Here is a 19,024-nt window from a genome sequence, read left to right on the forward strand (position 1 = left end):
AGCATCGCCGAGAACGAGCCGGTCCAGAACTCCCAAGGCAGCCCTCCAAAAAGCAGCCTTCAATCACTTCTCGCCCAACCAGGAAACCCCAAGAGTCCACACCGCCTAGCGTACCGTGACCTGGCCCTTGATCCTCTCGTAGGTCGCCCGGCTCAGGACCCGCTTCGACAGGAGCTCGCCCGGCGAGGCGTAGGGCCGCCGGGCGACGATCGCCTTGCCGATCATGCCGCCGCCCAGCCCGTTCAGCTCGGCCACGCTGGCGGTGTTGAGGTCGACGGTGCCGGCCGCGGCCGGGGCGGGAGCGGGCTCCTCGACCGTCGCGACCGAGGGCGGGCTGAAGACCGGGGGAGGGGTGGAGGCCGGGATCGTCGCCGGGGCGGCGCTCGGGGCGGGAACGGCAGGGGTGGAAACGGGTGGGGCGGGAGCCGGCACGGGAGCGGGGGCGGGCATCGCCTCGGCCGCCGGGGGCTGGCGCTGCGGCGACGGCTCGGCCGGGCGCGGACCGGGATAGACCGAGCGCACCGGGTCCGCGGTCTCGCCCGTCGCCGGAGCCGCAGCGCTCCGCCCGCTCTCGACCCGCCTGGAAGGATCTCCCTTGGCCGCATCTCCCTTGGCCGCATCGCCCTTGGCGGCATTCACCTTGGGCGGCTCGGAGAGGTGGGGGCCGGTCGCGCGCGGCATCAGGACCTGCCACAGGCCGGCGAGTCCGGCTGCCAGCACGACGATGACGAGGGCGCGGGTGATGGCCGAACCGGTCAGCATCGCGGGCGGGTGTCCTCAAGGCTCGAGGGAGCGGGCCGCGCGAGGCGGTCCCTTGCGTCACAGTCTATCGCAGGTGATGGCGGAGGCGAGGCGGTGCCAGCCCCGCCCGAGCTCCATTCCGTGCGATGTCCACGGATTTGCACGCGCGATTCGACGCGCACCGGGCCGGTTTCCCCCGGTGTCGCGGGGCGCGACGTCTCGGACGACCTCTCTCGGCGGGCGTCAGGCGGCGATCGTGCGCCGGATCGCGCGGATCGCCCCGTCGCCGGTCCCGGGTCCCGTGCGGCCGGCACGGATGCGGCTTTCCGCCTCGGCGAGCGGCTCGATCGCCACCGCCATGTGGTGGCCGTTGGCGTGGATCAGGCGGGCCTCGTCGAGCATCATCCCGACATGGCCGCGCCAGAACACCAGGTCGCCCCGCCGCAGGCCGGCGAGGTCCGCCGTGACCGGCACCGCCTCGCCGAGGGCGGCCTCCTGCTGGTCGCTGTCGCGCGGCGCCGCGATCCCGGCGGCGGCGAGCGCGGTCTGCACCAGCCCGGAGCAGTCGAGCCCGAGGCTGCTGCGCCCGCCCCAGAGATAGGGCACGCCGAGGAAGCGCAGGGCCGTCGCGGCGACGTCCGGCTCGACCGCGTCCAGGGCGGCGAGGTGCCCGGCCCAGGCGAAGCGGCCGTCGGCGAGGCGCGCATAGGCGCCCTCGCGCCCCGCGACCGCCACCCGGGCGCCGAGGCTGAGCGCCCCGACGACGGGCCGCTTCAGGTCGGCGGCCGGGTACAGGAAGGTCCGCAGGGCCGAGACCCGATGGGTCGGGGCCGGATCGACCGGCCCGAGGGCCTCGGCCGGCAGGTAGCCGACATAGCCGTCCGCCGAGAGCTGCGCGAAGGCGAACCCGTCGCGGACCTCGTAGACGGTCGCCGCCTCGCCGAGCAGCGCCTCGCTGTCGAGGGCTGCGGCGGGATCGGGCGCGCGGCGCAGGGGCGCCACGGGGACGCGGATCCGGTGCGTCGTCCCGGCGACGTAGCGGTCCGCCGCGACCCGCCCGCGCAGGCGCTCGTCGGCGAGGTCGGGCCGGGCCGGCGTCAGGCGCGGATCGAGGGGGGCGTCGGCGGAGAAGGGGGCGGTCATGGTGCCGGCCAGTCTCTCAAGCCGGGCCGCCGGGAGCAAGCCGGACCGGGCGCCGACGGGAATCAGGACGTGACGGACCACTCCTGCGACGTTATGCCCGAGGTGGAGTCCGACCCGGGCACAAGTCGAATTTTCGCGGCGGCGGCGTGCGGTTACCTTCCGAACCCTGCGGAACCGCGCCGGCGGCCCGGGCAACCATTCCGGCCGCGCCGGGTTGGACATGCACGTGTTGCACTGCAACAATCGCCGTGCCTGCGCTATGGTCAGCCCATGATGATGAGCCGCACCGTGAAGAAGCCGACCGACAAGCCCCGCAACTTGCCGCCCATCCGGGTGCGCAAGGAGCCGCCGACCGTCTCCGAGGCGGTCGCCGCGGCCCAGGACCTCGCCGACGACGTCGAGCAGCAGGTCGAGATCGCCGCAGGCCTGATCGGCCTGTCCCCCGACGAGGTGCGCCCGCACGTGCTCCAGGCGGCCCAGGCCCAGGCGGCCAAGCCGAAGGCCGAGCGCTCGCCCGAGCGGATCATCAGCACCGGCAGCGGCCTGCGCGGCCCCCGCACGGTGATCGTCGAGCGCCGGGCCACCCGGCCCATGGTCGAGCGCCGGATCCGCCCGCCGCTCGACGGGCGCCGCTGAGGTCTGCGGCCACCGCCGGCCCGCCCATCATCCTGTGCTGTTGCACAAGGAGTTGCATTCGAGAGAGTATTGTCCACCATCGAACGCATCGGTGCGATTTCGGCGGGCCGCCCCGCCATGATAGGCTGGCGGCTCGACAATCCTTCGGCGAGGGCGGCGTCCGATTGCCGTCGGTATGGTGAGACCATGAACTCTTTCGAGCCTGTCCTGTCAGGCGTGACCGCTCTGCGGCTCGACAACCAGCTCTGCTACGCGCTCTACGCGGCCTCCCACCGCATGACGAAGTGCTACCGGCCGCTGCTCGAGCGGCTGGGCCTGACCTATCCGCAGTACCTCGTCCTGATCGTGCTGTGGGAGAACGACGGCCTGACCGTCTCCGACATCGGCCGCCGCCTGCGCCTCGATTCCGGAACCCTGACGCCGGTGCTCAAGCGCCTCGAGGCCGCCGGCTTCGTCCGCCGCACCCGGCGCCAGGCCGACGAGCGCGAGGTCGAGATCAGCCTGACCGAGGAGGGCCACGCCCTCGAGGAGCAGGCCGTCGAGGTGCGCCGGTCGATCGTCGAGACCCTGCAGATGACGGAAGGCGAGATCGCCGACCTGCGCGCCCGCCTCGACGTGCTCATCGCCACCCTGGGCGGCGAGGCCTGAAGGCGACGGACCCCGCGGCGGTTTGTTTTGCCGGTTAACAAATCCTGCTTGAGCACCGCGCCGCATCCCGTTTAAAGGGACGGACGGGAAGACGCCGCCCGCCGCGAGGGGGAGCGGAAGGCCGCGCGTCCCCGAGGGCCGACTCGCCTGGGTTCGATCCGCGTGGGCCATTCCGCGCGGGTGAGATCCTCGCGATCGTCCTCCCGCCTACGCCGTCTCCCGCTCCCGACCGGACCCCTTGCGAGTGCGCCGCGACGTGACACCCGTGACCTGCACCCGTCCTCGCCCGGGACGCCGCATCGCCGCCGGCCAGGCCGGCGCATGAGGAGCCTCAAGGCCCTGGCGGGCGCCCTGACCGGCTGGTCGGAGCGCAACGGCGAGCCGCGCCGCCAGGTCGGCGTGCTGCCGCTCCGGACCCTGCCGGGCGGCGAGATGCAGGTCATGCTCATCACCTCCCGGGAGACCCGGCGCTGGGTGGTGCCGAAGGGCTGGCCGATGAAGGGGCTGAAGAACTACGAGGCCGCCGCCCGCGAGGCCTACGAGGAGGCGGGGCTGATCGGCCGGGTCGGCCGGCGGGCGCTCGGCAGCTACTTCTACCAGAAGCGCCTGAAGAGCCGCGACACGGTGCTGTGCCAGGTCCAGGTCTTCCGGCTGGAGGTGCGCAAGCAGCTCAAAACCTGGCCCGAGCAGCACGAGCGCGACTGCCGCTGGTTCAGCGTGCCGGACGCGGCGGAGGCGGTGACCGAGGCCGGGCTCGCCGCCCTGATCCGGGCGGCCGGCGCGGACGGCGCCAAGGCCAAGGCGAAGGTCAAGGCCGCCGCGCATGCGGGCTCCGCGGCCAAGGACACGGTCGCCAAGGACGCTTCTGCCCGGGAAGCCTCCGCGAAAAGGCCTGCCGCCAAGGCATCGACCAGCCGGGAATCCGGCGGCAAGGGCTCCGCCGCCAAGGGGCCGGCCGGCCGCGCGCCCTGACGGCAACGGTGCTATCGGGCCGTCATACGGCTCCGCTATAGCGGCAGGCTTTCCCGCGGGGGCCGACCCGGCGGCTCCCTCCCGACGAGTGCGGACGCGATGGCGATCATCCAGGCCTTCCAGGCCGGCGAATTCCTCAACTCGGTCCTGAGCCTGTTCTGCGCCTTCGTGCTCGGCACCCTGATCGGGGCGGAGCGCCAGTACCGCCAGCGCACCGCGGGCCTGCGCACCAACGTGCTGGTGGCGGTGGGGGCGGCGGCCTTCACCGATCTCGGTATGCGCATCGGCCACGCCGACGGGGCGATCCGCATCGTCGCCTACGTGGTCTCGGGCGTCGGCTTCCTGGGCGCCGGCGTGATCATGAAGGAGGGCATGAACGTCCGCGGCCTCAACACCGCCGCGACGCTGTGGTGCTCGGCTGCCGTCGGGGCGCTCTCGGGCGTCGACCTCGCCGCCGAGGCCGCCCTCGTCACCGCCGCGGTGCTCGCCGGCAACACCCTGCTGCGGCCCCTCGTCAACGCCATCAACCGCATCCCGATCGACGAGCGCGACGCCGAGGCGACCTACGAGGTTCGCGCCACCACCGACACCGACCGCCTCTCCGAGGTGCGCGACCTCCTGGTCGAGCGCCTGGAGGCCGCCCACTATCCGGTGAGCGAGGTCGATGTCGAGGAGCGCGGCGAGGACGAGGTCGAGGTCGTCGCCACCCTGGTCAGCACCTCGATCGAGCCGGAGGAGATCGACGCGGTGATCGCCCGGCTGGGGGCGGCGGAGGGGATCCGGCGGGCGACCTGGGTGGTCAGGACAACGGATTGAGATGTATGGCCGGAATTCCGAACAGCCTTTACTCGGGCATGTGACCTTGATTCATATAAAATCCGACATTCAAGCGATGGATGACCTCGCGGCTCAGCCATTCATCGACAATGACGCGCTTGCGAAGGATATCGCGTATCATAAAGTTATTTATATCGATCGGTCGCGCAATAGTATTTGAATTTTCCCACGGAAGGCCACTGGCTATCTCGAAATCAGGCAGTAACACCTTTAAATGATCCAAGGTTTTGTCGAGGTGTGAAAGATGCCCGACCAATTGAAAATCATTAATAGACTGTAGCACGTCTGGTGTCACGTTGAGTGATAAGGGTTGCCACTGAGATATGTATCCAGACCGCGATGAAATTAAATAGCGAGTTTGGAGATTGTCGAAAAAAGAAACCCCGAGCGGATTAAGATTCGTCATGAAATGATCGAGCGAACCTGGATCCGAGAAGTCGACATGACGAACTTCATCGACCAGCCGACGTATTTCGTGGCTGAGAGAGCGATAATCTGCATCCATCTCTGGTTGATTATAACGATCGATCCACCTCAGATGCGAGCTTAGATGTTCAATCGGATCGCGGACCATCGTAAAAACAAAAATATTTGGGCGTAAATTTATAAAATTTTGGAGATTTCTAAAATAAATATGCCCACCAATTAAATCCGCATCGGATGAGAGTAGAGAATCTATATTGCGACCTTCATTAGTAGCATCTTCGATAAAGCTGTTGACTTTTATCTGATATTCAGACTTAGAGAAAAGTTCGTAAACTGAAGTGCCGCCGCTTTTTGGAATGTGAATGAAAAGCACCGTTCTATTGGGGAAACAATCTTGCTGCATTTCTCTTCCTATAATGCACGCTTCGCAAGCTCGCAGCGGTCCGAAGTGCCAGGAGCAAGCCGATATCTTCCAGCCTCTTTCGAACCTAGGTGTGGACGCACACTTTGCAAAACAATACGGTACTAAACCTCGGGTTGCAAGCTTGTTTGATCATATCAAAGTGCCCTGTTACATACTGCCACGGTATGGACAAAGGGCCGCCGCCGTCATAAAATTCAACGATACCATGTTCTTTGATAGGAATGGCACGGTTAAATCGATGCGAGCTGACGCAGTAAATCGCTAGTAAAAGTCAAGTTTATGCACCCCATCGACGATAGATTTACAGAGGAGTTTTGATGTCTATCTCAAAGTAAATAAATATCATAGTAAAAATGCTACATGGCTCGCCTGTAATATCACATGTTTCAGAAAGAGGGTAAAATGGATATTTTTGATTGTGAATGGTACGCTAAAATTATCGGCCAGAATATGGACGAGGCGGCCTTGCGAAAGCACTACGTTGACATCGGACGATTTCAGGATCGTTCACCTTCTCCGTATTTCGATAATTCGTGGTATATCAGTAACTCAAATATTTCTCTAGACGACGACATCGATCCTTTAAATCACTTTATAACATATGAATCCGCAGATCCGCACCCACTATTTAATGCAAAATGGTATAAATGGAATTATCTGCGCGATCTTCCAGATAAAAATCCCTTGTTTCATTATATTCAGGATGGTTGGAGAGCCGGCCATAATCCACATCCTTTATTTTGGTCTAACTGGTATCGAAAAAAATACATTAATAATCTCGTAGATATAGACCCTTTTTATCATTTCTTGACCGAAGGACATGCCAAGGGGTTCAATCCAAATCCGCTCTTTGACGTGAGTTGGTATGTTGATACTTACAATCTGCCGCCTCACACAAACAGTCTGGTAGATTATATTTATGGTGGCCATTTTACGCGCGATCCCCATCCTTTGTTCGACACCAAGCATTACAATTCAACAGTAGACTGCGGTAGTTTGAGTCCGCTAGAGGACTACTTGACGAAAGAGCGTCACAGCAGTCCAAATATAATGTTTGATGTCGAGCATTTCAGAAAGAAAATGATCGCTCAAAAATCAGCCAATGTAGAGTCATATATTCCAGATCTGGTGCAATATGTTGAATTGCCAAAATCCTCGTCTATCGATCCGCACCCCTTATTTTCTAAGAAGTTCTACTACGAAAGAAACCCGGATGTAAAACAAGCGGGTAGTGAAGCGTTGTATCATTATGCTCGATCGGGGGCTCGAGAGGGTCGGCAGCCTCATCCTTTGTTCGAGCCAGATTTTTACTGGGAGCAGTTTCCGGACCGACGCTATTTCAATCCGCTCATCGACTATCTCAATCGCGCTGATGAAACAGCTGCAAAACCGCGTCGGCCGAGACACCCCGACACAGCTCTGAAGCCTCTGCCGTCGTCTCGCAAGGTCATTAGTCTCTCAAATTTTTCCAAGCCAATCCGCCGAGAGAAAAAAGACGTTCGTATTGGTGTGTTTGCCCATATCTTTTACAGCGATCTTGCAGATTATGTTGTAGGTTATACTAATAATATAACTGAAGACTGTACAGTATATATCTCCACCTCGTCGATCGTCGACGCCAAGATCATCAGACAGGTTTTTGAGAAGCGTTCAAATCATAAATTTATCATTCGTATCGCTCCCAATCGTGGCCGTGACATCGGTCCGATGCTAGTCACGTTTCGAGATGCTCTCGAGTCATGCGACTATGCGGTGCATATCCATACAAAAAAATCGAAACACTACAATCGTGATTTTGACGAGTGGAGAAACCATCTGTTTGATATGAATTTAGGAAGCCCGGATCTCGTCACCGCCATCCTTGATACGCTTGATCGTCCGGATGTGGGCGCAGTAGCGCCCGAGCATTTTGCACCCATCAAGCCGCTGATCCAATGGGGTGGCAATTTTCATAACGTTGAGCATTTGATGTGGTTGTCTGGCGAACAAATTACGCCACGCCATGTTCTTGATCTACCCAGCGGATCGATGTTTTGGTTTAAAACTGAGGCACTAAAAAAGCTGCTTGATTTGAATCTCGATTATTACCATTTCGATCCTGAAGGTGGGCAAGTCGACGGTACGCTCGCACATGCAATCGAGCGCTCGTTTTTTAACTTCGTTGAGATAGCAGGGTACGAGTGGGTGGTTCATCATCCCGATGGTCGCGAGTTGGACGATCAACCATCTGCGCTTTTACGATCGATCGGCAATAAATTCTTTCCGACTGATCGCGACCTCGGTGTGACGCGCAGATATTTTCCAGAATGTACCGACTACCTCGTCCGACCGAGCGATGTCGGCAAACCTCGAATCAACTTGCTTATACCTCTCATCGATCAAAGCAAGGGGTACGCGGGAGTCGCTACTGGCATCGAGGTATTTATGAAGTTGGCGCGGGAATTGGGAGACTCATTCGACGCCCGCATCATTACCACCGACATGAGTATGTCGAGCCAGTATGTTGCTCCGGAAAACTTCAGTATCGTGTCATGTCTCGATGAGGATGTTCCGGGCAAAAATACAATTATAGATGGTGCTCAACGCTACCTGTCCCCAATATTTTTTAGAGAAAATGATGTGTTGTTTGCGACCGCTTGGTGGACGGCCAGCGGTGCCCTCAATATTATGGAACAACAAAGAAAACTTTTCTTGGCGAGCCCAGATAAATTCGTTTATTTGATTCAAGATTATGAGAGTGGGTTCTACCCATGGTCTACGAAATATTCTCTTGCCGACCGTACGTATCACGATCCCGGCAAGATAATACCTATTTTTAACACTGATATATTAAGCGAATTTTTTGCGCAAAATACAAATGTAAAGAGCGGCCACGTGCTTTTGCCGGGCATCAACCAAAAAATCGAGAAGCATATCCAGCGTAATAAGCAGAAAGAAAAGATCGTTCTGTTATATGCACGTCCACATGCCGAGCGAAACTGCCTTCCTTTCTTGGACATGCTCGTCAAAACTTTGACGAATGATAACCCCGATTTCTGGGCGGATTGGGAGTTTATCGCAATTGGTGAGGATTTCGACGCAGGCGTCCTGAGGTGTACTGGCAGAATCAAAATACACGGAAGGTTGACATTGGAGCAATACGGCGATCTCGCGTCACGTGCGGCTTTGGCCCTCTCACTCATGGTATCGCCGCACCCCAGCTACCCACCTATGGAACTAGCAAATGCAGGCGTGTTAGTGTTGACGAACAACTATAGCAATAAACATATGTCAGATCTTCATGATAATATTTCAGCATTCGATAATTTTAATACTAAAGAAGTTAGTCAAATATTTTTGCAAATGGCAAAAAATTGGGGGGCGAATACCAACGGTGGGTGGTCTGGGAAGCCAAAAGTCGATTGGTTCTTCGATGGCCAATCGAACATTGAAAGTTTGATTAAAAATTTAGCAGTAGATGTAAGATTGAATGTAGCAAAAAAGTAAAAAAGCAACTGATAAGCACGCTTATCATTGCTAAATCCCTAGTAGCGGTATCAATAAGAGGGCAAAAAATGGCAGGGTTGCATAAATATTCGATCGTTGCTTGCGCCAGATGGGAGCGTAACTACATAGTCGAATGGATGCAGTATCATTTCTTATTAGGTTTTGATCATATTTATATATACTCCAACGATGATACGTTGGACGACCTTTTCTCGGTATTGCTGCCTTACTTGACAGGCGATAACCCAAGAGTAACCTTGAGGCATTATCCATATCAAGGGCAACAGGCATATATCTATCGACATTTTTTGAAGCACTATCGACATGAAACAGAATGGGCAATGTTTCTTGATATTGATGAGTTCATCAACTTAAATAATAAAGATTTTCGAAGCTTTATGAGAAGTTTCGATGAAGACGTTTTTTCAATATATTTTAACTGGATATATTTCGGCAATTCTGATTTTAAGCAGAGAGAAAGTCGAAGCATACTAAATAATTATGTGAAAAGAAGTGAAACTATACATCCTTACACGAAGAATATTTTTCGTACCTCTTATATCGACGACTCGATGTTGACGAATAGTGCTTTGTCCGGAAAGCATTTTTGGCACGGCTGGTACGGATTTGATATTGGAAACGGGCGTCGAGTTAATGTTATTGGTGAGGATATGTCGAGCTATTACGATGGGTTCCCGGAGAGTGCGAGGGCATTCCTTGATGAAGATGGGCGACAAAAAAATATATTGGAGACCGCGATTATTCATCACTACTGTCTCAAGTCAGAAGAAGATTTTATGATTCGGATGAGCAGGGGCACGTCAGGAAACTTTGGTGGCCAGTCGATTTGGGCTGAGATGTATAATAGTGGACAGTATAAAGATACGCTGAAGCAACTGAATGCGATTGAAGATAATAGTCTTGCGACATTTTGGAGTCGGAATATTGGTGAATATAGCGAAATGGAAGTCGTGCCTGTACCAAGGGGGGTCGATATATCGAGTAGGGGTATTGCGACACAGAGCTCGCTGTCACAGTGGTCCCGTGACAAATCTAGCGTCGTTGCCGATGCAAGCGGTGCACTTCATGGCGAGCCTTCTGGCGGTTATAGCTTCCATACCGATCTTGAGGAGAATCCCTGGTGGCTTCTTGATCTGAATGATAAATATAAGGTCCTGGAGATACGAATATTCAATAGGGTTGATGACTTGAGCGCAGCTGCAAGAGCAAGAGCGTTAGAGGTTGAAATTTCGACCAATGGAAAAAACTATTCGATAATCTATCAAGCCGAACAAAATCATATTATCGGAGGTGTAGATGGATATCCATTGAGATTGTTATTTGAGGGGGGTGAAAATATTAGATTTATAAGAATTAATTTGAGAGAAAAAAATGTTTTACATCTCGACAAGGTCAAAATATATGCTGTTACGACTCCGAGTTAACTCTAAGAATAAGACTGAGGACGTTCAAATATCCGTCCTTTGTTTTAGAGTGGGCGCTATGTAGGCAGTTCGTGCCAGCACTTTCAATGTGAGCGCTGCGATAGCGATATTTGTACGATTGCGGGCTGTCGCAGCTGTAGGGTGTCTCATCTTGGCTGATTTGATCATTTTGATGCTATTCATCAGGTGCGAGCGGGAAGTGACTGGTGCTGGAACATTACCAGCGCACCTTTGCGCCGCCATGTTGGGCGCTAAGGCGTTCGGCACTTCAGCGCCTGCGCCCGTTCGGGCTTAACCCCCCCTACGCCTCGGGCGGATCCATTCGGAGAAGTTGCGGTATCAAACGTCGGGCGCCGCGCCCGCCGCCGCTGGATCGCCAAGAAACTGCCGAAGGAAAGCCCGATGACGAGGAGCGAGACGCCGGTCGTCACGGTGCCGAGCGCGTAGATCTCCGGGGTCGTCACGGTGGTGGTGAGGCCCTGGAGTTCCAGCGGCAGGGTGTTGCGCCCGCCGATCGCCTGGCTGGTGCGGGCGAGCTCGTCCCAGGACAAGGTGAAGCCGAACAGGGCCACGCCGACGAGGGACGGCAGGATGATCGGCACCACGACGTGCCGAAGCGATTGCGGGCCGGTGGCGCCGAGGTCGCGGGCGGCCTCCTCGTAGGCCGGGTTGAAGCGGTTGAACACCGCGAACATGATCAGGAGGCCGAAGGGCAGGGTCCAGGTCAGGTGCGCACCGAGCGCCGAGGTGAACAGCCCCATCACGGTACCGTGGTCCTGGAGGAAGCCCCAGCCGGTTCGCGCCGCGAGGACCTTGATGCCTTCGTCGATCAGCCGGAACTCGAGGCCGATGCCGAGCGAGACCACGATCGAGGGCACGATCAGGCTCGCCACCGCGACGTAGAAGAGCGGCGTCTGGCCCAGGAACCCCTTGCGGAAGGCCAGCCCCGCGAAGAACGCGATGGTGACGGTGAGCCCCATCACCACGAGGCCGAGCGCCAGCGAGCGCCGGAACGCCGCCCAGATGTCGACCACGCCGAGGCCCGCCCACAGGCGCGAGAACCAGAAGGTCGAGACCCCGTTCATCGGGAAGGTGAGGCCGCCCTGCGGCCCCTGGAAGCTGAGCGCCAGGATCGTCAGGGTCGGCCCGTACAGGAAGAGCACGAACAGCCCGAAGACGCCGGCGAGCACGTAGAACGAGAAGGGGCGGGGGCCGTCGCGGCGCATCTCTCTCAAAGCTCCCGGCGCAGGTCGATCAGGCGGGTCAGCGCGGCGATCAGCACCGTCACTGCGCCGAGCAGAACCACCGCGTTGGCGGCGGCGGCGGGGAATTGCAGGTAGGCCATCTGCACCTGGATCACCTTGCCGACCGAGGCGATCTGCTGGCCGCCCATCACGCCGACCGTGACGAAGTCGCCCATGATGAGCGTGAGCACGAAGATCGACCCGATGGCGATGCCGGGCTTGCACAGCGGCACGATGACGTTCCACAGGGTCTGCCAGGGCGTGGCACCGGCATCACTGGCCGCCTCGATCAAGGATCGGTCGATCCGCATCATCGAGTTGAAGATCGGCACGATCATGAACACCGTGTCGAGGTGGATGAAGGCCAGCACCACCGAGAAATCGGAGTAGAGCAGCCCCTCGATCGGGGTGCGGATCACGCCTAAGGACATCAGCGTGTCGTTGACGAGGCCGTTGCGGCCGAGCAGCGGCACCCAGGCGATCATCCGGATCACGTTCGAGGTCCAGAACGGGATGGTGCAGATGAGAAAGAGCACCGTCTGCATCGCCGTCGAGCGGACGTGGAAGGCGACGAAGTAGGCCACCGTGAAGCCGATGGTCAGCGTCGCGGCCCAGCCGAGCAGGCAGAACTTCAAGGTCGACAGGTAGGTGCGGAAGGTGGTGCAGAGGTCGCCCCCCGACAGGCAGCCCTCGAACACGTCGGCGTAGTTCTGCAGCGTGAAGGCCGGGATGATCTCGTACTCGTTGTACTCCCAGAAGCTGACGACCAGGGTGAGCGCCAGCGGCACCAGGAAGAACACGAGGAAGATCAGCCCGAGCGGCATCGCCTGCCAGTAGGCGAGGCGGCGCTGGCGCCGCGTCGCTGCTGCGAGGCCCGCAGGGGCCGGCAAGGGCGTCGGCAAGGGGGCCGGGGCGGCTTGCGCCGCCTCCGGCAGGGCATGCGTCCGAGCCGCGGCCGTGCTCATGCGGCGATGAACTCGTTCCACTTGCGGACCATGTAGGTGTTCTCGTCCATCACCGAGTTCCAGCAGGCGACGGCGCCCATGCGGCTCTCGAACGAGCCGCCGTCGCGCAGCGCGCCGGCCTTCTCCATGATGGTGCCGTCCGGCGCCTTGATGTCCTTCTCGGCCGGCTTGCCCTCCATCCAGAATGCCCATTCGTAGGGCTCCATGTGGGCTTTTGCCGTTTCCAGCACCGCCGAGTAGTAGCCCTGGCGATTCAGATAGGCACCAGCCCAGCCCGACAGGAACCAGTTGATGAAATCGTAGGCAGCGTCGAGCTTCTTGCCGGTCAGGGTCTTGGGCAGGCCGAAGCCGGTGGCCCAGGCGCGGTAGCCTTCCTTCAGCGGCTGGTAGGTGCAGGCGACGCCTTGCGAGCGCACCTTGGTGACGGCGGGCGACCACATCGACTGGATCACCGTCTCGCCCGAGGCCATCAGGTTCACGGATTCGTTGAAGTCCTGCCAGAAGGCGCGGAACTGGCCGGCACGCTTGGCCTCGATCAGCACCTTCATGGTGCGGTCGATCTCGGCCTTCGTCATGTTGCCCTTGTCGGGATAGGTGTAGTCGCCGGTGGCCTCCACCACCATCGCGGCGTCCATGATGCCGATCGACGGGATGTTGAGGATCGAGGCCTTGCCTTTGAACTCGGGGTTCAGCAGCTCCTTCCACGAGGTGATCGGGCGCTTGATCAGGTCGGGCCGGATGCCGAGGGTGTCGGCGTTGTAGGTGGTGGGGATCAGGGTGATCCACTCGGTCGGGGAGGCGGCGAACTTGGTCGAGGTCTGGCCCTCGAGGTAGAACACCTTCCTGGGCGCCGTGCCCTGGTCGCCGATCTTCTTCCCCCCGACCTCGCCCTTGGTGAAGACCGGGGTGATCTTGTCGGCGTTCTTGATCCGGCGCGCGTCCATACCGACGAGGTTGCCCGACGGCATCAGTTTCTTGAGGCTGAAATACTCCGAATCGACGATGTCGAACGAGTTCGGCTGGGTGACGACGCGCTTCGAGACCTCGTCGGTCACGACCGGGATGTACTCGATCGTGATGCCGAGATCCTCCTTCACCTTGCGGGCGATGTCGCCGCTCTGGTTCACGGCGGTGCCGAGGTAGCGAAGCGTTACCGGCTCGGCGGCGATGATCGCCGGAAAGCCCGTGATGACGCCGGAGCCGGCGGCGAGGCCGGCCGCGGCGCCGGCGCCCTGCAGCAGCGTGCGGCGCGACAGGCGAGGTGTCTTCGTGTCGGTCATGGCGAGTTCTCCCTTGTCGAGGTCGTCGTCAGGCGTCGAGGCGGTGGGCCTCGCCGGCAGGCCAGCCCACCCGCACCGTGTCTCCGAGGGTGAATGGGCTTGCCGCAAAGGCGTGGTCGCTCAGGATCGCGGTGAGCGGCGCGCCGGCCTCCGCGGCGAGGTTCGGCGCCTCCAGGCTCACATGCACGGTGCTGCCCTGGTACTCGACCGCGACGACGCGGGCGCTTTGCGCCTCCGGGCCCGCTTCCGGACCGAGCCGCATCCGGTCGGCCCGCACGGCGACGCGCCGGTCGGGGAGCGCGATGACGTTGTGGCCGCCGATGAAGCGGGCGACGAAGGCGGTGGCCGGGCGCTCGAACACCGTGCGGGGCGCGGCCGCCTGCTCGATGCGCCCGCCGTTCATCACCACGACGAGGTCGGACAGCGCCATCGCCTCCTCCTGGCTGTGGGTGACGTGCACGAAGGTGATGCCGAGCTCGCCCTGCAGGCGCTTGAGCTCGGTGCGCATCCGCACCCGCAGGAACGGGTCGAGGGCCGAGAGCGGCTCGTCGAGGAGCAGCACCTTCGGGCCGGTGACGAGGGCGCGGGCAAGCGCCACGCGCTGCTGCTGGCCGCCCGAGAGCTGCGCCGGCAGGCGCCCGGCGAGGTGGTCCATCTGCACGAGCGCCAGCATCGCCTCGGCGCGCTTGAGGCGTTCCGCCTTCGGAACGCCCCGCATCTTGAGCCCGAACGCGACGTTGTCGCGGCAGGTGAGGTGCGGAAACAACGCGTAGCTCTGGAACATCATCGCGGTGCCGCGCTCGGCCGGCGGCAGGTCGCCCACCGCCTTGGGCCCGATCACCACGTCGCCCGACGAGACCGTCTCGTGCCCGGCGATCATCCGGAGCGTCGTGGTCTTGCCGCAGCCCGAGGGCCCGAGCAGGCAGCAATACGAGCCCGAGCGGATCTTCAGGTTGATCCCGTCGACCGCGACGGTGTCGCCGTAGCGCTTGGTCAGGCTGATCAGCTCGATGTCCATGCACCGTCCCTTGGCGCTCTCCCCTTGGACCTCGAGCAAAGCAAGGGACGGGCCAGGGGGAGGGGGCCGGCCGGCACGGCGCCGTCCGGCGCGCCCGCGATTCCTGCCCCCGCGCCTGTTGCAATGCGCCGGGCGATCCGCTATCCCCCCGCTCGTCTTCGGCGCACAGCGACGGACTGCCCGGCCTCATCGGTCGCGGCCGGACTTTCGTGGCGCCGACGGGCCGTTGTAGCTCAGTGGTAGAGCGCGTCATTGGTAATGACGAGGTCGGGAGTTCAATCCTCCCCAGCGGCACCATCCTTCACCGTGAGAGTTCAAGATTTCGCTCGGTGTGTCTGAAGACTGTCCGCTTCCGATCGGGAGGGCAGCCCGGCACCGGCGCGCCGTTGTAGCTCAGTGGTAGAGCGCGTCATTGGTAATGACGAGGTCGGGAGTTCAATCCTCCCCAGCGGCACCATTCTCCTTCCGGCATGCGCACGACCCGACCCGTGACGGTGCCTCGAGCCCGTAGCCGGCGGGCGTCCCCAGTAAATCTCCCAGCCGCGCGTCACGTCTCTCGGTTGAGCGCCCCGGCGCGCCGTCGGCGGCCCCGGGCGCCGAACGAGCCCGGAGCCGCGAGCCCCCGTCTTCAGATGCCGGCCGCGATCATGCGGTTCTCGCCCGCGTCGCGCAGCCACGCGGCGTCCCGGGCGATCAGTCCGGCGAGCCGCTCGACCGGCTGCGGCTTGCCGAACAGGTAGCCCTGCATCTCCTCGCAGCCCTCCTCGGCGAGGAAGCGCATCTGCCCGTCGGTCTCGACGCCCTCGGCCACCACGCCGATGCCGAGGCTGCGGCCGAGCCCCAGCACCGCCCGCACGATCACGGCGGCGGAGGGACGCTGCTCGAGCTGGCTGACGAAGGAGCGGTCGATCTTGATCTTGTCGAACGGGAAGGCCTGCAGCGTCGCCAGCGACGAGTAGCCGGTGCCGAAATCGTCCATCGCGATGCCGATCCCGAGCGCCTTCAGCCGTCGCAGCACCGTGAGCGCGCGGGCCATGTCGTTGATGATGACCGTCTCGGTGATCTCGATCTCGAGCCGCTCCGGCGGCAGGCCGGTCTCGGCGAGGATCGCCCGCACCCGCTCGGGCAGGTCGGCCTGCTGGAACTGGCGCGGCGAGAGGTTGACGGCGACCTTGAGCGGATGCGCCCAGCCTGCCGCCTCCCGGCAGGCCGCCCGCAGCACCCACTCGCCGAGCGGCACGATCAGGCCGGTCTCCTCGGCGAGCGGGATGAACGCGCCGGGCGGCACGAGGCCGCGCGAGGGGTGGCTCCAGCGCACCAGGGCCTCGAACCCGACGAGCCGGCCGCAGGCCGAGCGCACCTGGGGCTGGTAGTGCAGCATCAGCTCGTCGCGTACCAGGGCGTGGCGCAGATCCGCCTCCAGCAGGCGCCGCTCGGCGAGGGCCGCGTCCATCGCGGTCTCGAACGCGCGGGCGGCGTTCCGCCCGTCCGCCTTCGCCTTGTAGAGCGCGAGGTCGGCGCGCCGCAGGATCGTCTCTCCGTCGGTCCCGTGCGCCGGGGCGAGGGCGATGCCGATGCTCGCGCCGACCTCGACCGACTGGTCGCCGATCGCGACCGGGCGGCCGATCGCCCGGATCATCGCCTGCGCCCGCGCCGTCGCGTCCCCGGCGCCGTCGACCGAGGCGACGAGGACCGCGAACTCGTCGCCGCCGAGGCGCGCCGCGAGGTCGCCCGCCGCCAGCCCGGCGCCGAGGCGCTCGGCCACCGCCTGCAGCAGCGCGTCGCCCGTCAGGTGGCCGAGGGCGTCGTTGACCTCCTTGAAGCAATCGAGGTCGAGGCACAGGACCGCGCAGGATCCGCCCGTCTCGGTGATCTCGGCCAGGCGCCCCTCCAGGCGCTCGCGGAACAGGGTGCGGTTCGGCAGGTCGGTGAGCGCGTCGTGGGCCGCCATGTGGGCGATCCGCCGCTCGGCCTCCTTGCGCACGCCGATGTCGCCGTGGGTCCCCACGAGCCGCATCGCCCGGCCGTCGGCACCGCGCGAGACCACCTTCGCCCGGGTCAGGAACCAGCCCCAGCTCCCGTCCTTGCGCTGCAGCCGGTGCTCGCACTCGAAGACCGGGATCTCCCCGGCGAGGTGCCGGTCGAGGAGCCCGACGACCGCCGCCCGGTCGTCGGGATGGATCAGCGAGCGCCACGTCCAGGTGTCGGAGGGCAGCTCGCCCGGCGCGTAGCCGAGCAGCTGCCACCAGCGGTCCGAGGTCCAGGCCTCGCCGGTGCGCAGGTCGCAATCCCACAGTCCGTCGCTGCCGGCATCGAGGGCCAGCGCCAGGCGCTCCTCGCTCTCCCGCAGCGCCTCGTGGGCGAGGACCATGTCGTCGATGTCGAGGGCGGTACCGATCCATTCGACGACGGCACCGTCGTGCAGGACCGGCACCATGACGATCTTGTACCAGCGGTAGTCGCCCGACAGGTCCTTGAGCCGCGCCTCCGTCTCGAAGGTGCGCGCCTCGGCTTCCGCGATCCGCCACGCCGCGGCGATCGCCTCCCGGCCGTCCGGATGGTGGCTGGCGAAGCGCTGCTCGCGGGAGGAGACGCCCGGCCCGAACAGGGCCTGGAAGCGCCGGTTGGTGTAGACGGTGTAGCCGTCCGGGGGCATGACCCAGACCATCTGCGGCAGCGTGTCGGTGAGCGCCCGCATGCGCTCCTCGCTCGCCACCAGGGCGGCCGTCCGCGCGCTCAGCACCCGGTTCATCTTGCGCAGGCGGTCCGCGGCCAGCGCCAGGGCCGCGCAGCCGAGCACCGCCAGGGTGACGACGGCGATGACGGCGGCGAGCGCGGCATGCGGCAGGCTGTCGACGACCGCGTCGGCCTGCGGGTCCGGGACGACCTGGACCGCCGCCATTACGAGGAAATGCAGCACCGTGATCCCTGAGGCCATGAGGAGGCTGGCGCCGACGAGGCGTCCGCGTTGCCCCGTTGGCGGCGCCCCGCTTGTCCTTGCGCGCGGCAGAGCCCCGCCGTCGGCCGCCCGCGGCAGCGCCAGGAGGGCACCGTAGGTCAGGACCATGCCGGCGACGATGGCCGCCGCCGCCAGGGCCGGGTCCACGACGAAGCTGCCCTGGATCCGCACGCCCCGCAGGCCGGTGATGTGCATCGCGGCGATGCCGAGGCCCAGGATCAGGCTGGCGGCGATCACCCGGGTCCTGTCGCGGGAGCGCCGCAGGAGGGCGAAGGCCGCGAGCGCGCTCGCGATGCTGGCGAGGAGCCACGCGAGCGTGATCGCCGGGTCGTAGCTCACGCCCACCCCCGGATCGTAGCCCAGCATGGCGATGAAGTGCGTGCTCCAGATACCGGCGCCGGCCGAGAACGCCGCACCGGCGAGCCAGCCGAGCGAACCCCTGCCGTGCTCGGGGCGCGCCTGCTCCAGCAGGTGCAGGGCGGTGTGGCAGGAGAACCAGCAGACCAGCGCCGCCAGGGGAACGGCCCAGGCGGTATGCTCTGCCGTCAGGCAGACGAACGCACGATGCATCATGTCCTGCCGTGACGCCAACGTTGCCGGCAACCTGCCTCAGAGGAGCTTAACAAAGGGCACCCGCGGCGAACAGCGCCGGCGTCCGACCGCAATCGTGCCCGGATGACCGCCCCTACCGGCGCGCGATCGGCCGTACCTATCCGCCCGCCCGACTGGTCCTCGACTGGCGCGACGGTGCCCGACCGAGCCGGAGAACTGGTCGAGGCCCGGGTTTCGCACAGGAGGCG

At 62.5% G+C, this 19,024-nt stretch carries 13 protein-coding genes, 2 tRNA genes and 1 pseudogene; 8 read left to right on the top strand and 8 right to left on the bottom strand.

Features of this window, described 5'->3' with window-relative positions; all coding sequences use genetic code 11:
* Positions 1-105: 105 nt before the first annotated feature.
* Positions 106-762 (bottom strand): helix-hairpin-helix domain-containing protein, encoded by a 657-nt coding sequence (locus HPY23_RS31630; protein WP_091890796.1) that lies wholly within the window; start codon positions 760-762, stop codon positions 106-108.
* A 222-nt stretch (positions 763-984) separates the two neighbouring features.
* Entirely contained in the window at positions 985-1,884 is a 900-nt protein-coding gene (locus HPY23_RS31635) for a C40 family peptidase (protein ID WP_091890799.1), read from the bottom strand.
* 288 nt (positions 1,885-2,172) lie between these two features.
* Here HPY23_RS31635 and HPY23_RS31640 point away from each other — a divergent pair, with 288 nt between their 5' ends.
* The 4 genes and pseudogenes from HPY23_RS31640 (at position 2,173) to HPY23_RS31655 (ending at position 4,956) form a co-directional block, all read left to right on the top strand.
* Positions 2,173-2,520 carry a hypothetical protein gene (locus HPY23_RS31640; RefSeq protein ID WP_407942695.1) on the top strand — a complete coding sequence of 116 codons (348 nt, stop codon included), beginning with the start codon at positions 2,173-2,175 and terminating at the stop codon, positions 2,518-2,520.
* A gap of 186 nt (positions 2,521-2,706) precedes the next feature.
* The gene (locus tag HPY23_RS31645; protein ID WP_060845231.1) at positions 2,707-3,168 is read left to right on the top strand and encodes a MarR family winged helix-turn-helix transcriptional regulator; all 462 of its coding nucleotides are present in this window, start codon (positions 2,707-2,709) and stop codon (positions 3,166-3,168) included.
* A gap of 321 nt (positions 3,169-3,489) precedes the next feature.
* Positions 3,490-3,969: pseudogene (locus tag HPY23_RS31650) on the top strand (NUDIX hydrolase); the annotation flags it as partial.
* A 270-nt stretch (positions 3,970-4,239) separates the two neighbouring features.
* Complete coding sequence (locus HPY23_RS31655) at positions 4,240-4,956, top strand: MgtC/SapB family protein (RefSeq protein ID WP_091890805.1); 717 nt, start codon at positions 4,240-4,242, stop codon at positions 4,954-4,956.
* Between the two features lie 28 nt (positions 4,957-4,984).
* On the opposite strand, the gene HPY23_RS31660 is transcribed toward HPY23_RS31655, so the two are convergent.
* Complete coding sequence (locus HPY23_RS31660) at positions 4,985-5,806, bottom strand: sulfotransferase family 2 domain-containing protein (protein ID WP_091890808.1); 822 nt, start codon at positions 5,804-5,806, stop codon at positions 4,985-4,987.
* Positions 5,807-6,229: 423 nt separating this feature from the next.
* On the opposite strand from HPY23_RS31660, the gene HPY23_RS31665 reads away from it, so the two are divergent.
* The gene (locus tag HPY23_RS31665; protein ID WP_175540083.1) at positions 6,230-9,313 is read left to right on the top strand and encodes a rhamnosyltransferase WsaF family glycosyltransferase; all 3,084 of its coding nucleotides are present in this window, start codon (positions 6,230-6,232) and stop codon (positions 9,311-9,313) included.
* Between the two features lie 68 nt (positions 9,314-9,381).
* Positions 9,382-10,758, top strand: coding sequence for a glycosyltransferase family 92 protein (locus HPY23_RS31670; protein WP_139235060.1), 1,377 nt, complete (start codon positions 9,382-9,384; stop codon positions 10,756-10,758).
* Between the two features lie 251 nt (positions 10,759-11,009).
* Here the strand turns inward: HPY23_RS31670 and HPY23_RS31675 are convergent, their stop codons facing one another.
* Genes HPY23_RS31675 through HPY23_RS31690 form a run of 4 tightly spaced genes read right to left on the bottom strand, consistent with a single transcriptional unit; the run spans position 11,010 to position 15,265 of the window.
* Positions 11,010-11,984, bottom strand: coding sequence for an ABC transporter permease (locus tag HPY23_RS31675; protein ID WP_091890812.1), 975 nt, complete (start codon positions 11,982-11,984; stop codon positions 11,010-11,012).
* Between the two features lie 5 nt (positions 11,985-11,989).
* Complete coding sequence (locus tag HPY23_RS31680; protein WP_091890815.1) at positions 11,990-12,967, bottom strand: ABC transporter permease; 978 nt, start codon at positions 12,965-12,967, stop codon at positions 11,990-11,992.
* The gene (locus tag HPY23_RS31685) at positions 12,964-14,247 is read right to left on the bottom strand and encodes an ABC transporter substrate-binding protein (protein WP_091890818.1); all 1,284 of its coding nucleotides are present in this window, start codon (positions 14,245-14,247) and stop codon (positions 12,964-12,966) included. The genes HPY23_RS31680 and HPY23_RS31685 overlap by 4 nt, the downstream gene beginning before the upstream one ends.
* 28 nt (positions 14,248-14,275) lie before the next feature.
* Positions 14,276-15,265: an ABC transporter ATP-binding protein gene (locus HPY23_RS31690; RefSeq protein WP_091890820.1), complete on the bottom strand. Its 990-nt coding sequence runs from the start codon at positions 15,263-15,265 to the stop codon at positions 14,276-14,278.
* 222 nt (positions 15,266-15,487) lie between these two features.
* Here HPY23_RS31690 and HPY23_RS31695 point away from each other — a divergent pair.
* A tRNA-Thr gene (locus HPY23_RS31695) sits at positions 15,488-15,562 on the top strand.
* Positions 15,563-15,647: 85 nt separating this feature from the next.
* Positions 15,648-15,722, top strand: a tRNA-Thr gene (locus HPY23_RS31700).
* 171 nt (positions 15,723-15,893) lie between these two features.
* Here the strand turns inward: HPY23_RS31700 and HPY23_RS31705 are convergent.
* The gene (locus tag HPY23_RS31705) at positions 15,894-18,797 is read right to left on the bottom strand and encodes a bifunctional diguanylate cyclase/phosphodiesterase (RefSeq protein WP_091890823.1); all 2,904 of its coding nucleotides are present in this window, start codon (positions 18,795-18,797) and stop codon (positions 15,894-15,896) included.
* Positions 18,798-19,024 lie beyond the last annotated feature (227 nt).

Source organism: Methylobacterium ajmalii, from assembly GCF_016613415.1.
GTDB lineage: Bacteria > Pseudomonadota > Alphaproteobacteria > Rhizobiales > Beijerinckiaceae > Methylobacterium > Methylobacterium ajmalii.